This window comes from Acidaminococcus sp. (assembly GCA_022482815.1).
GTDB lineage: Bacteria > Bacillota > Negativicutes > Acidaminococcales > Acidaminococcaceae > Acidaminococcus.
This window is the reverse complement of the sequence record JAKVOM010000001.1, coordinates 1,162,563-1,175,635: the sequence shown is the minus strand read 5'-3', so window position 1 is coordinate 1,175,635 and position 13,073 is coordinate 1,162,563. Positions and strand designations below refer to the sequence as shown.

The following is a 13,073-nucleotide window of genomic DNA, read 5'->3' as shown; positions in this document are numbered from 1 at the left end:
CCTAGATTACTTATTCAGAACAGCCTTGACTGCTTTGACGATATCTTCAGGATGAGGGAAGTTCACGTCTTCCAGAGGTGGGCTGAACGGAGAGGTAATATTCAGGCCGCAGACACGTTTAACAGGAGCATCCAGTTCATCGAACAGGTCTTCTGCAATCTGTGCGGAAATTTCACCGGCATAGCTGCCTCTCTTGCATTCTTCGGATACAACGATTGCATTGTGGGTCTTGCTTACGGACTTCACAATAGCATCCCAATCCAGAGGAACCAGAGTACGCAGATCCAGAACTTCTACATTGATGCCTTCCTTAGCCAGGGTTTCAGCAGCTTCCAGGGCGAAGTTAACTTCTCTGGACCAGGTAATAATGGTCAGGTCGGTACCTTCGCGTTTCACTTCGGCTTCACCGATAGGAATCGTATATTCGCCGTCAGGAATCTCTTCTTTATGAGCATAAAGCAGTTTATGTTCCATGAAGATAACCGGGTCATTGTCACGGATAGCAGACTTCAGCAGGCCCTTTGCATCCTTAGCGGAGCACGGAGCAATAACCTTCAGGCCAGGCATATGGCAGAAGATATTTTCCAGGGACTGAGAATGCTGGCCGGCGTTTCTTCTGCCGGAGCCCATAGGCATTCTGATAACCATAGGAATGGTCAGCTGACCACCGGTCATGTAACGCATCTTAGCAGCCTGGTTCAGGATCGGGTCTGCGCAGACGGTCATGAAGTCGTTGTACATCAATTCAGCAACCGGACGCATACCTCTCATAGCAGCGCCGACGGACATGCCGATAAAACCAGATTCGGAAATAGGAGTATCAATAACTCTATCAGCACCGAATTCATCACGGAAACCACGGGTAATACCGAAAACGTTACCCATAACGCCCATATCTTCGCCGAGGATGATGACGTTCTTGTCTCTTTCCATTTCCTCGTGCAGGGCTTCACCAATGGCTTTACTTACACTTAATTTCTTGCTCACCGTGCTACACTCCTTTCATTATCAGAGCTGTACATTTCTGTAGTAGCTTCGCTAGGATCAGGCCAATCGGAATCCTCGGCAAACTTCAAAGCAGCTGCAACTTCATTCTTAGCTGCATCTTCAATGCCCTTCAGTTCGTCTTCCGTAGCTGTACCATCTTTGAGGAGCTTAGCTCTCATATTAACGATACAATCCTTCTTGTGAGCTTCTTCCATGTAGGAAGCAGGACGATAAGTTGCAGGGTCGCCGCAGTAATGGCCCTGATGACGGTAGGTTTCGAATTCAAGGAGATACGGACCCTTGCCGCTTCTAGCATAGTCCAGAGCTTTCTTGACAGCAGAGTAAACAATCGTAGGATCGTTGCCGTCGAAGGTTTCGCCCGGAATATCATAAGCCTTTGCACGTACGGACAAATACTTCGTATTGGTTACACGATGAACTTCAGTAGATACTGCATAGCGGTTGCTTTCGATTACATAGACAACCGGCAGCTTCCAGGCGGCAGCCATGTTGAGAGATTCATGGAATACGCCCTGGTTGGAAGCGCCATCACCGAAGAAGCAAACCGTAACATGGTTATCTTTCCAAATCTTGGAAGCCAGTGCGGAACCGGTAGCGATAGCAAGACCGCCGCCTACGATACCGTTGGCGCCCAGGTGATGCAGGCCTGCTACATCAGCAATGTGCATAGAACCGCCCTTGCCTTTGCAGTAACCAGTTTTTTTACCCATCAGTTCAGCGAACATCTTATTCATGTCGCCGCCTTTAGCGATGCAATGACCATGGCCTCTGTGTGTCGTGGTCATGTAATCTTCCTTATCCATAGCATAGCAAGCACCACTTGCTACGGCTTCCTGACCAATGCTCAGATGGATGTTACCAGCGAGCATGCCCTTCATGAAGCAGTCGGCAGCTGCTTCTTCGAAGTCTCTGATACGCACCATCGTGGTATACAGATCAAGAAGCATCTTTTTCGTGAATTTCGTTTCAGCCACTTAAATCACCCTCCCAAGTGTTTTAAAAAACTATGCTAACATACACCCTTCCTTTGGGTTGTCCTCGCCACGCGCTTCCAAAATGATCCTCTCCCCCGATTGGGGGAGAAGATAATCAGCTTATTTCTTCATGAAGCTCGGCAGGAACAGCGAAAGCTGAGGAACATATGTAACAACCGCCAAGGCAACGATACCAGCAACAATGAACGGAACAATCTTTCTGCAGATTTCCGTTACAGATACACCGCCGACGTTACATCCTACATAGAGGTTGACGCCGACAGGCGGGGTAATCTGACCGATAGCCATGTTAACGGTCAGGAATACACCGGCGTGAATCAGGTCTACATGCAGTGCTTTCAGTACCGGAATGATAATCGGCAGCAGGATGAAGTATGCAGAGTTTGCATCCAGGAAGCAGCCTGCAACCAGGAAAATGATGTTGATGAGGAGCAGAAGGACGGTCTTACTGTCGCTGACAGCCAGCAGGGATTCGGACAGGTCCTTAGCCACGCTGGAAGTCGTCAGGATCCATGCATAGACTGCTGCAGCTGCTACAATGAACATAACCGTTGCAGAAGAAATTGCGGACTCAATGAAAATATCCTTCAAATCCTTAAACTTGATTTCCTTGTAGACAAACATACCAACAAACAAGCCGTACACAACAGCTACACCAGCAGCTTCGGTCGGAATAAAGATACCGCCGTAGATACCGCCGAGGATGATAACAGGAGTAAACAGGCCCCACGCAGCTTCTTTAAAAGCTTTGATTCTAAGGTTCATCGGCATAGGAGGCTGCAGTTTAATATTCGGGTTGTTTCTGCTTTCCCATTTAGCTGCATAGTAGTAAGCGATACCAACGATGATACCAGGAATGATACCAGCGGTGAACAGCTTACCAACAGAAGCATCGGCGATAGATGCATACACAACGAACGCGATGCTCGGAGGAATAATGATACCGATAGCACCAGCCGCGGCAACAAGTGCGGACGGCATGCTCTTGCCATAACCAACCTGAGTCATTGCAGGAATCAGGATAGGCCCGATAGCGGCTACGGTTGCAGGACCGGAACCGGAAATAGCAGCAAAGAAGCAAGCTACAATAACTACAACTGCGATCAGGCCGCCTTTTCTGTGGCCCACGCAGGCATTTGCGAAATCAACCAAACGTCTGGAAATACCGGCGTGTTCCATAATGACACCGGCCAGAATGAAGAACGGAATAGCGAGCAGTGCAAATTTAGCAGTGCCGGAATACATGATGCCAGGAATAATGGAAAGCGGGAAGTCCGCGTAAATCAAACCTGCCGAAGCAGCGATCCCCAATGCGGCACCGATAGGTACGTTCAGGATTACCATCAGGAAGAATAACCCGAACAGAATCAATGTCATCATTTTTCACTACCCCCATTCTCGCCCCAAAGTTTTTTGGCTTCAATGATGGTAGCTTCCAGAACGTGGATACAAACGAAGAAAGCACCAACAGGAATGGAAAGGCCCTGTACGTACTGAGGCATACCCAGCACAGGGGTCGTAGAACCCATCTTTACCTGACCTTCAACCATTTCGATACCGTAATAAACCAGGCCAGCCATCAAAGCCAGAGAACAAATACCAGAGAAAATAACCAGGATGGCTTTAGCTTTACCATGAAAATGGTCCACAAAATAGCTCATGCCCAGATGAGCATTCTTCCTGAACCCTAATGCGATACCAAACATGGTAACCCATACGAAGACCGTTACCGTCAATTCTTCCGTGAAGGAGAACGACATGGATGCGACGGATCTAAACACTACGTTCAGGAAGTTCATGATGGTCATATAAGCCATCATAATGACTACCAGGATCTCCTCAATATGGGAGATGATATTCAATAAAAACTTCACCTTGCCTCACCCCGCTCAATCAACATCACTGCTGAAAGATTCAGATGCATGAGAGGATAACACCTCCATTATCCTCTCATGCAGCCACTTCAAAAATTAGAACTTATAGCCGAAAGCTTCAAAGGTCTCAGCACCGAATTTATCCTTATACTTAGCATAAACCGGCTTCATAGCTTCCTTCATCTGGTTGATAGCTTCAGGAGACAGTTCGTTGACCTGCATACCGCCATCCTTGAACTGTTGAATGATAGAAGCATCGAGCTTACGGGATTCAGCAACCTGTTTCTTGCAGGCATTCTTAGCTGCTTCCGTGAAGATCTTCTTTTCGTCATCAGTCAGTCTCTTCCAAGTCTTGTCGCTGACGCTCAGGATAATCGGGTCATAAGAATAGTTCCAAATCGTCATGTACTTCTGAACTTCGTTAACCTTTGCGGAACGAATGGTATCGTACGGGTTTTCCTGACCATCAATAGCACCCTGCTGCAGTGCAGTGAAGCATTCGCTCCAAGGCATCTGGGTCGGGTCGGTATCCAAAGCTCTGAATACATCCATCAGGACGGAAATAGCCGGAATTCTGATCTTCATGCCCTTCAGGTCTTCCGGTTTGGTAATCGGACGAATGTTGTTGGTAATCTGACGGAAACCGTTTTCACCAGCAGCCAGAGCATGTACACCCTTAGCTTCCATTTCTTTCTGAATCAGTTTGAAACCAGTGCTGCCATCTTTGAAGATATATTCATCTACGCTCTTGTAGCCGTTCGGGAACAGCCAAGGCATGGAAACAACACCGAGTTTAGGAACTACGTTGGAAATGATCATCGTGGAGTGCAGGTCGCAGTCGGTAGCGCCGTTGAAGACCATTTCAACACCCTTTGCCTGGTCACCGGAAGAGAGCTGTTCGTTGCCGTAGATGTTGATCTTGTACTTACCTTTGGTCTTCTCTTCAACTTCCTTCTTGAATTCCTTAGCAGCTACGTGCCATACGGAGTTTTCACTCGTCGTTACGTTCATTTTCAGCGTAACAGGCTTGCTGCTGCTCCCGCTGCCGGAACCACTCTTACCGCCGCACCCTGCAACTGTTGCAGCAGCCAGAGCCATGCACGCAGCACTCACTAACATTTTTTTCTTCATCTCTAAACTCCTCCTTTGAATTCTTACATCTGATATGTATGAATTTTATTAGTCCATGAATTATGAATAGTTCATGAATAACCAATCCTCAGTGAATTCCGTCTTTTCTGCTACTTTACCTCGTCCAGCCATTTATTGAAATAGGCCAGCCAATAGTACATGTTGTCAGCAAAGAGGAATTCTTTTGCTTCCTTCGCTTTCTTGTCCATCAAGAGATTGAAGAGCTTTTCGTGTTCCTTCACCAAAACTGTCAAGTGCTTATCTGTCACATTCGTAATTTCGGATAAGTAGTGCCGGAACATCACTCCGTGTTCCTGCATCGTATTATAAAACAGGTGGTTGCGGGAGCCTTTGATCACCGCCATATGGAACTCGTAATCCATCTTGTTGAAGAGATCCCGATCGCCTTTTTTCCCGGCCAGCCGAATTCCATCAATGGCCGCCTGCAGCTGCTGTTTATCTTCAGCACTTGCACGTCGTACGAAGAAATCTATCGAACGGAACTCTATGGCTTGTCTGAACTCAAAAAATTCTTTGAATTCCTCGCTCGACAGGGTTACCTTCCTGCTGGTCTCGTGAGGCCCCTGTTCAGAGTACTGCAAATCATCAGCCCTCTTTACAAAGGAACCCACACCTTGAATCGTGGAAATCACGCCCCTGCCCTGGAGCTTCTGCAGCGCCGCCCGAACGCTTGTCCGGCTTGCTCCGAACATCGCACAAAGTTCATTTTCGGATGGTAATTTCTCCCCAACTAACAGCTCCTTACCATTAATCATGGAAAGTAGCTTTTGCGTAATTCTTTCAGTTAAGGACACCTTCTCTTTCGTCTTAGCAAGGTTCATATTCTACCATCCCAATACTTTGCTGGAGAGCAAGTAAATCAACTTTCTCCAACAAAAGCGGTTATTTTCTAATTAAGTAGAAATTTTAGATTCTTTAGAATTTACTATCCTGTATTCTTTCGTCTCTACTTGTATTACCGCTCGCCTCTAATTATCATACAACTAAAAATTTTTGCAAGCTTTTTCCGAATATTTCCCTTTTTCAGTCCAATACAGACGAATAAAATCCGATTAATGTAACAAAATGAACATATTAATTAAAAATATTCAATTTAGTCCAAATCAGACAACCTGAAGGGAGCAAAAAAGCAAAAGAAATACGTCCCCATACGCGTTTATTATAGCACTTATCACACAAGTCGGGGGAAAAAATTTAAATTAGAAAAATGGACATATTTTACAAATGTAATACAAGTTTTGATAATATAAGCTGGAAATTTATTCAAAACGTTAAATTTTAAAAGAATTATTTTTAGAAAAGTGGTAAAAAAATACCCCATTTAAATTTAATCTTAAACGCCTGAATTTTTAATAATGATGACGTTGTTTCGCATTCCTTCATGGTTTCACTAAAAAAGAGAAATCAAGCAATCTATGCGTAAAAGCGGCCAATTCTTCAAAAAAATGTACTTTTGGAATGGACAAAATAATTTTTATATCGAAGGATTATAAATTTTATTACTTAAACGTACGGGAAACAGGTACATTTGAACGCTACAGCTCTAGATAACTTGTACTACACTTGAAAAATAGATTGGAATACTCGGCAGCACATGCCGAGAACGAAAAAAGATATCACTTAGAAAACGCTTATATGTGATTGATTCAAAGAAAAAAACAACGATGCAAGATCCTAGTACGAAAGTAGATTACTTGCCGCAGCATGACCTGGGTTATGAATGACGATTATTATATGTGCGGCACAAGGATTCACCGACGGGAATAGGATAATCATGCAGCAGCCATTTTCTAGACTATCCGCTTCCCGATTGCAATCTATTTTGAGGCGTTCTTCGGATCAATCACAGCAGAGTATAAAACTGTTGAGATAAGACTGCTGCCAGGAATAAAAAGTGGTCGTTGAAATACAGATTCTTCACGGAAATTTGTGGACTAAAAGACATTTGACGATTGAAAAAGGACATTAACTCCTCCAAAATATAATCGTCGAAACCATACCTTGGGAGGAGAAAATGTCCTTTACTAATTACATTATTCAAAATAGTGCAGAATGTCAAGATGCCTTTTACAAAGTCTTCATGCCGGAAGACCCTTTTGATGACAGCCAGGAAATAGTTGTTTGCAGTGAAAAGAAATATACCGACTTCCGTTGTCCTAAATGTGGTCAGAAAATGTATTCTTACGAGCCATTTTCCACCTACTTGAAAAGCTTCCCTGCGTATTCCGAGCACACCAGGATGATCCGCTTTGAAGGGCATCGCTTCCGCTGCTCCTGCTGCCATGCAACCATCACTAAGCTTATTCCCTTTAAATATCCTGGCACTCGCATTACCATGAGGGCTTCCCTTTGGATCGAGACGCTGCTTCGTACATGAAGGAAGAGATGGCAGCCCTCTATGAATTAAGGGACTATAACAAGGCTCTTGCAGGATGGAAGCTCTGGTTAGGTTTGCTAAGATTAAGTGGCCAAAAGAAGAGCTTACGGATACAGAGATGATGAGTACTTTTTCACGTTAATTCGCTACCTCTCAATTCCAACCGTAAGAGGTATACTCCCGAAAAAAAACGTGAAGAACCAAAATTTACGGAATCTTGCAGGCAAAAGAAAAACTCCTGAACGACATTACGTCATTCAGGAGTCAATCCAACCGGCAACGCCCTATCCTCCCGGACCGTTTCCAGTCGAGTACTTTCGGCGTACAAGGGCTTAACTACTGTGTTCGGCATGGGAACAGGTGGATCCCCTTGGCTATCATCACCGGATTCTCTGAAGGCATGAGCCCTCAAAACTTCATGAAGAGACTTTCACATCTTCTATCTCGAGCTTAAGTCAAGCCCTCGACATATTAGTACAGGTCAGCTTAACACATTGCTGTGCTTCCACATCCTGCCTATCAACCTTGTAATCTTCAAGGTGTCTTACCGGATCACTCCGTGAGAGATCTCATCTCAGGGATGGTTTCACGCTTAGATGCTTTCAGCGTTTATCCGTTCCGGACGTAGCTACCCAACTATACCCCTGGCGGGATAATTGGTACACCAGCGGTCCGTCCACTCCGGTCCTCTCGTACTAGGAGCAGCCCCCTTCAAATCTCTTACGCCCGCGATGGATAGGGACCGAACTGTCTCACGACGTTCTGAACCCAGCTCACGTACCACTTTAATGGGCGAACAGCCCAGCCCTTGGGACCGACTTCAGCCCCAGGATGTGATGAGCCGACATCGAGGTGCCAAACCTCCCCGTCGATATGGACTCTTGGGAGAGATTAGCCTGTTATCCCCAGGGTAGCTTTTATCCGTTGAGCGATGGCCCTTCCACAAGGATGCCACCGGATCACTAAGCCCTACTTTCGTACCTGCTCGCCGTGTTTGGCTCGCAGTCAAGCTCCCTTCTGCCTTTACACTCGCCGCGCGGTTTCCGTCCGCGCTGAGGGAACCTTTGGGCGCCTCCGTTACTCTTTAGGAGGCGACCGCCCCAGTCAAACTGCCCGCCTAACACTGTCCCGAGGATCGTTGCTCCTGCGGTTAGAATCCCGATATTCAAAGGGTGGTATCCCAACGGTGACTCCGCATACCCCGGAGGGCATGCATCCATGTCTCCCACCTATCCTGTGCGTCGAATATCAGAACCCAATATTAGGTTACAGTAAAGCTCCATGGGGTCTTTCTGTCCAGTCGCGGGTAACCTGCATCTTCACAGGTATTTCAATTTCACCGGGTCCCTCGTTGAGACAGTGCCCAAATCGTTACACCTTTCGTGCGGGTCGGAACTTACCCGACAAGGAATTTCGCTACCTTAGGACCGTTATAGTTACGGCCGCCGTTCACTGGGGCTTCAGTCAAATGCTTTGGGTCGAACCCGGACATCCTTCTTTAACCTTCCAGCACTGGGCAGGTGTCAGCACCTATACATCAGATTTCTCTTTCGCAGGCACCTGTGTTTCTGGTTAACAGTCGCTTGGGCCTCTTCTCTGCGACCACACCGCGCTCCGCGAGCAAGTCGCTTCACGCTTGTGGCTACCCTTATCCCGAAGTTACGGGTACATTTTGCCGAGTTCCTTAACGAGGGTTCTCCCGCGCACCTTAGGATCCTCTCCCCGCATACCTGTGTCGGTTTACGGTACGGGCGGCTGCTCTCTCACTAGAAGCTTTTCTCGGCAGCGTAGGCCCAGCCCCTTCGGGAACAAGTTCCCTCCGCATCACGCCTTGGCCTCAGTGCACGGATTTGCCTGTGCACCAGCCTGCACGCTTGCACGCGATCTACCATTCTCGCGCGGACCTGCCTTCCTGCGTCACTCCATTGCTCAAACAATCGCAGCCGGTACTGGAATATCAACCAGTTGTCCATCTCCTACGCCTTTTGCCTCGGATTAGGTCCCGACTTACCCTGAGACGACGATCGTTGCTCAGGAATCCTTATGCTTTCGGTGGATAGGATTCTCACCTATCTTTTCGCTACTCATGCCAACATTCTCACTTCCCACCAGTCCACCGTACCTTACAGTACGACTTCAGCCCGATGGGAACGCTCCTCTACCACGCGGTACAAGTACCGCATCCATAGCTTCGGTTCCATACTTTAGCCCCGGGAATCTTCGGCGCAGGGCCTCTCGACCAGTGAGCTATTACGCACTCTTTAAATGGTGGCTGCTTCTGAGCCAACATCCTGGTTGTTTGTGAGACCCCACATCCTTTTCCACTTAGTATGGCATTGGGGACCTTAGCTGATGGTCTGGGCTGTTTCCCTTTTGACAACGGGACTTATCTCTCGTAGTCTGACTCCCAGGCTCTGCAGCACAACCATTCGTAGTTTGACAGGGTTCGGTAACCTTTATGGTCCCTATCCCGATCAGTGCTCTACCGCCTGTGCTTACTGCCTGAGGCTAGCCCTAAAGCTATTTCGAGGAGAACCAGCTATCTCTGCGTTCGATTGGAATTTCACCGCTACCCACGATTCATCCGAAAGTTTTTCAACACTCACCGGTGCGGTCCTCCGCGCATTTTTACCTGCGTTTCAACCTGATCATGGGTAGATCACTACAGTTTCGGGTCTGCGAACACTAACTAGCCGCCCTGTTCAGACTCGCTTTCGCTTCGGCTCCGCATTTCCTGCTTAACCTCGCTAGTGCCCGCAACTCGTTGGCTCATTCTTCAATAGGCACGCCGTCGCTTGCGCTCCGACTGCTTGTAGACATACGGTTTCAGGTTCTCTTTCACTCCGCTCCCGCGGTTCTTTTCACCTTTCCCTCACGGTACTATACGCTATCGGTCACTAAGAAGTGTTTAGCCTTGGAGGGTGGTCCCCCCGACTTCCCACAAAATTCCTCGTGCTTCGTGGTACTCTGGATACCTGCCGCCTCGCTCTGCCCTTCGCCTACGCAGCTCTTATGCTCTCTGGCCTACCTTTCCAGGTAGTTCGGCTGGGCCTGACTCGGTTTGTGCAGGTCCGTAACCCCGGTCATCCGAAGATGACCGGTTTAGGCTCTGCCCTCTTCGCTCGCCGCTACTGTGGGCATCTCGTTTGATTTCTCTTCCTCCGGCTACTTAGATGTTTCAGTTCACCGGGTTCCCCTCCCGAAGGATACCAGCCCATGACGGCTGGTGGGTTTCCCCATTCGGACATCCACGGATCAAGACCTGCTTGCGGTTCCCCGTGGCTTTTCGCAGCTTACCGCGTCCTTCATCGGCTCTTAGTGCCAAGGCATCCACCGTATGCCCTTAGTAGCTTGACTTATTTTTTTGCTTCGATAAATCGTTCACTCCTTTGTCGCTTGGTCGTTCGCCGGAATCGATATACTAAGGTATTATCTCATCCGTCTCACTCCCGCGCTTCGCGGATTGAATCGATTTCTCTTCGCAAAACTCGCTAGATTTCTCTTGCGAGTTCAAGTACTAAGGAACTTCAGTTCCTTGGTTCTTTTCTCGTTAAACTCATTTCTAAATTCGCATTTAGATCAGAGGTGCTTGCATGTTCATCACAACATACAAGACTTTTTTGTCTCTTCTATGAAGTTTTCAGGGTTCATGAAATGTGGTGGAGACGAGGAGAATCGAACTCCTGACCCCCTGCTTGCAAGGCAGGTGCTCTCCCAGCTGAGCTACGCCCCCAGCATTACATACAATCAATGTCCAATTAAAATAATTGGTGGGCCTAAGAGGACTCGGACCTCTGACCTCACGCTTATCAGGCGTGCGCTCTAACCAGCTGAGCTATAGGCCCATTGATTGTGAGGGCAGAAACCCTCAAAACCAAATATTGATTATGACAGATGTGCGTCGACGAGAGATTGAACCAGGACCTCCGTCCTGATTGGTTCTCCATAGAAAGGAGGTGATCCAGCCGCTCGTTCTCGAACGGCTACCTTGTTACGACTTCACCCCAATCATCGGCCCCACCTTAGACAGCTGACTCCTAAAAGGTTATCTCACCGGCTTCGGGTGTTACCAACTTTCGTGGTGTGACGGGCGGTGTGTACAAGGCCCGGGAACGTATTCACCGCAGTATGCTGACCTGCGATTACTAGCGATTCCAACTTCACGTAGGCGGGTTGCAGCCTGCGATCCGAACTGGGGTCGGGTTTATGGGATTTGCTCCACCTCGCGGTATCGCTGCCCTTTGTTGCCGACCATTGTAGTACGTGTGTAGCCCAAGACATAAGGGGCATGATGACTTGACGTCATCCCCGCCTTCCTCCAAGTTATCCCTGGCAGTCTCCTATGAGTCCCCACCATTACGCGCTGGTAACATAGGATAAGGGTTGCGCTCGTTGCGGGACTTAACCCAATATCTCACGACACGAGCTGACGACAGCCATGCACCACCTGTTTTCGTGTCCCCGAAGGGAGGGACTTATCTCTAAGTCTTTCACTCAATGTCAAGCCTTGGTAAGGTTCTTCGCGTTGCGTCGAATTAAACCACATACTCCACCGCTTGTGCGGGCCCCCGTCAATTCCTTTGAGTTTCAATCTTGCGATCGTAGTCCCCAGGCGGGATACTTATTGCGTTAACTCCGGCACAGAAGGGGTCGATACCTCCTACACCTAGTATCCATCGTTTACGGCCAGGACTACCGGGGTATCTAATCCCGTTTGCTACCCTGGCTTTCGCATCTCAGCGTCAGACACAGTCCAGAAAGGCGCCTTCGCCACTGGTGTTCCTCCCAATATCTACGCATTTCACCGCTACACTGGGAATTCCCCTTTCCTCTCCTGCACTCAAGACTCCCAGTATCCAACGCCATACGGGGTTAAGCCCCGCATTTTCACGTCGGACTTAAGAGCCCGCCTACATGCTCTTTACGCCCAATAATTCCGGACAACGCTTGCCACCTACGTATTACCGCGGCTGCTGGCACGTAGTTAGCCGTGGCTTCCTCGTCAGGTACCGTCAACACAATGTCTTGTTGATCCGCTGTGCATTCGTCCCTGACAACAGAGTTTTACAATCCGAAGACCTTCATCACTCACGCGGCGTTGCTCCGTCAGGCTTTCGCCCATTGCGGAAGATTCCCCACTGCTGCCTCCCGTAGGAGTTTGGGCCGTGTCTCAGTCCCAATGTGGCCGTTCATCCTCTCAGACCGGCTACTGATCATCGCCTTGGTAGGCCGTTACCTTACCAACTAGCTAATCAGACGCGGGTCCATCTTCCAGCGATAGCTTGCAAGCAGAGGCCATCTTTCATCCCTCCTCCATGCGGTGGAGGGATCGTATTCGGTATTAGCATCCCTTTCGGAATGTTGTCCCCAACTGGAGGGCAGGTTACCCACGCGTTACTCACCCGTTCGCCACTAAGAACTTACCGAAATAAGTTCTTCGTTCGACTTGCATGTGTTAAGCACGCCGCCAGCGTTCGTCCTGAGCCAGGATCAAACTCTCCAAAATAGGATTATTTTGAAGAGCCGCTTGGCTCTTAAAATACTAGCTTCTTGTTTTTTTACTTCGTTTTCTCGAAGTGACTCGGTCGCGTCACTAAAAGTGACTTGACCCGCACATCTGTCAATCAATATTCAGTTTTCAAGGTTCTGCCTTCGCCTTTAGCTCTT

General features: G+C 48.2%; 7 protein-coding genes, 2 tRNA genes and 3 rRNA genes. 1 reads left to right on the top strand and 11 read right to left on the bottom strand.

Features of this window, described 5'->3' with window-relative positions; all coding sequences use genetic code 11:
- Nucleotides 1–6 precede the first annotated feature (6 nt).
- The 6 genes from LKE33_05160 to LKE33_05135 all read right to left on the bottom strand — a co-directional run bounded on the left by LKE33_05160 (nt 7) and on the right by LKE33_05135 (nt 5,850).
- Nucleotides 7–987 (bottom strand): alpha-ketoacid dehydrogenase subunit beta, encoded by a 981-nt coding sequence (locus LKE33_05160; GenBank protein ID MCH3950310.1) that lies wholly within the window; start codon nt 985–987, stop codon nt 7–9.
- A complete protein-coding gene (locus LKE33_05155) occupies nt 984–1,982 on the bottom strand; it encodes a thiamine pyrophosphate-dependent dehydrogenase E1 component subunit alpha (protein ID MCH3950309.1) in 999 nt (332 codons plus the stop codon). The genes LKE33_05160 and LKE33_05155 overlap by 4 nt, the downstream gene beginning before the upstream one ends.
- A gap of 120 nt (nt 1,983–2,102) precedes the next feature.
- Nucleotides 2,103–3,383 carry a TRAP transporter large permease gene (locus LKE33_05150; GenBank protein MCH3950308.1) on the bottom strand — a complete coding sequence of 427 codons (1,281 nt, stop codon included), beginning with the start codon at nt 3,381–3,383 and terminating at the stop codon, nt 2,103–2,105.
- A complete protein-coding gene (locus LKE33_05145) occupies nt 3,380–3,877 on the bottom strand; it encodes a TRAP transporter small permease (protein ID MCH3950307.1) in 498 nt (165 codons plus the stop codon). The genes LKE33_05150 and LKE33_05145 overlap by 4 nt, the downstream gene beginning before the upstream one ends.
- Nucleotides 3,878–3,973: 96 nt before the next feature.
- Nucleotides 3,974–5,008: a DctP family TRAP transporter solute-binding subunit gene (locus LKE33_05140; GenBank protein ID MCH3950306.1), complete on the bottom strand. Its 1,035-nt coding sequence runs from the start codon at nt 5,006–5,008 to the stop codon at nt 3,974–3,976.
- Nucleotides 5,009–5,118: 110 nt separating this feature from the next.
- Nucleotides 5,119–5,850 (bottom strand): GntR family transcriptional regulator, encoded by a 732-nt coding sequence (locus LKE33_05135; protein ID MCH3950305.1) that lies wholly within the window; start codon nt 5,848–5,850, stop codon nt 5,119–5,121.
- A gap of 1,193 nt (nt 5,851–7,043) precedes the next feature.
- Between LKE33_05135 and LKE33_05130 the strand changes: the two genes are divergently transcribed.
- Nucleotides 7,044–7,406 carry a hypothetical protein gene (locus tag LKE33_05130; GenBank protein MCH3950304.1) on the top strand — a complete coding sequence of 121 codons (363 nt, stop codon included), beginning with the start codon at nt 7,044–7,046 and terminating at the stop codon, nt 7,404–7,406.
- Nucleotides 7,407–7,677: 271 nt separating this feature from the next.
- Here LKE33_05130 and rrf read toward each other — a convergent pair.
- The 5 genes from rrf to LKE33_05105 all read right to left on the bottom strand — a co-directional run bounded on the left by rrf (nt 7,678) and on the right by LKE33_05105 (nt 12,912).
- Nucleotides 7,678–7,794 (bottom strand): 5S ribosomal RNA (gene rrf / locus LKE33_05125).
- Between the two features lie 63 nt (nt 7,795–7,857).
- Nucleotides 7,858–10,763, bottom strand: a 23S ribosomal RNA gene (locus tag LKE33_05120).
- Between the two features lie 300 nt (nt 10,764–11,063).
- A tRNA-Ala gene (locus LKE33_05115) sits at nt 11,064–11,139 on the bottom strand.
- 35 nt (nt 11,140–11,174) lie between these two features.
- Nucleotides 11,175–11,251: transfer RNA gene (locus LKE33_05110), tRNA-Ile, on the bottom strand.
- Between the two features lie 104 nt (nt 11,252–11,355).
- Nucleotides 11,356–12,912, bottom strand: a 16S ribosomal RNA gene (locus tag LKE33_05105).
- The 16S, 23S and 5S rRNA genes sit together here with 2 tRNA genes alongside, the layout of an rRNA operon.
- Nucleotides 12,913–13,073: the final 161 nt, after the last annotated feature.

Excerpts from the sequence above, each read along its gene's own strand:
- LKE33_05150 (MCH3950308.1), bottom strand. The coding sequence starts at position 3,383 with ATGATGACATTGATTCTGTTCGGGTTATTCTTCCTGATGGTAATCCTG.
- LKE33_05140 (MCH3950306.1), bottom strand. The coding sequence starts at position 5,008 with ATGAAGAAAAAAATGTTAGTGAGTGCTGCGTGCATGGCTCTGGCTGCT.
- LKE33_05135 (MCH3950305.1), bottom strand. The coding sequence starts at position 5,850 with ATGAACCTTGCTAAGACGAAAGAGAAGGTGTCCTTAACTGAAAGAATT.
- LKE33_05130 (MCH3950304.1), top strand. The coding sequence starts at position 7,044 with ATGTCCTTTACTAATTACATTATTCAAAATAGTGCAGAATGTCAAGAT.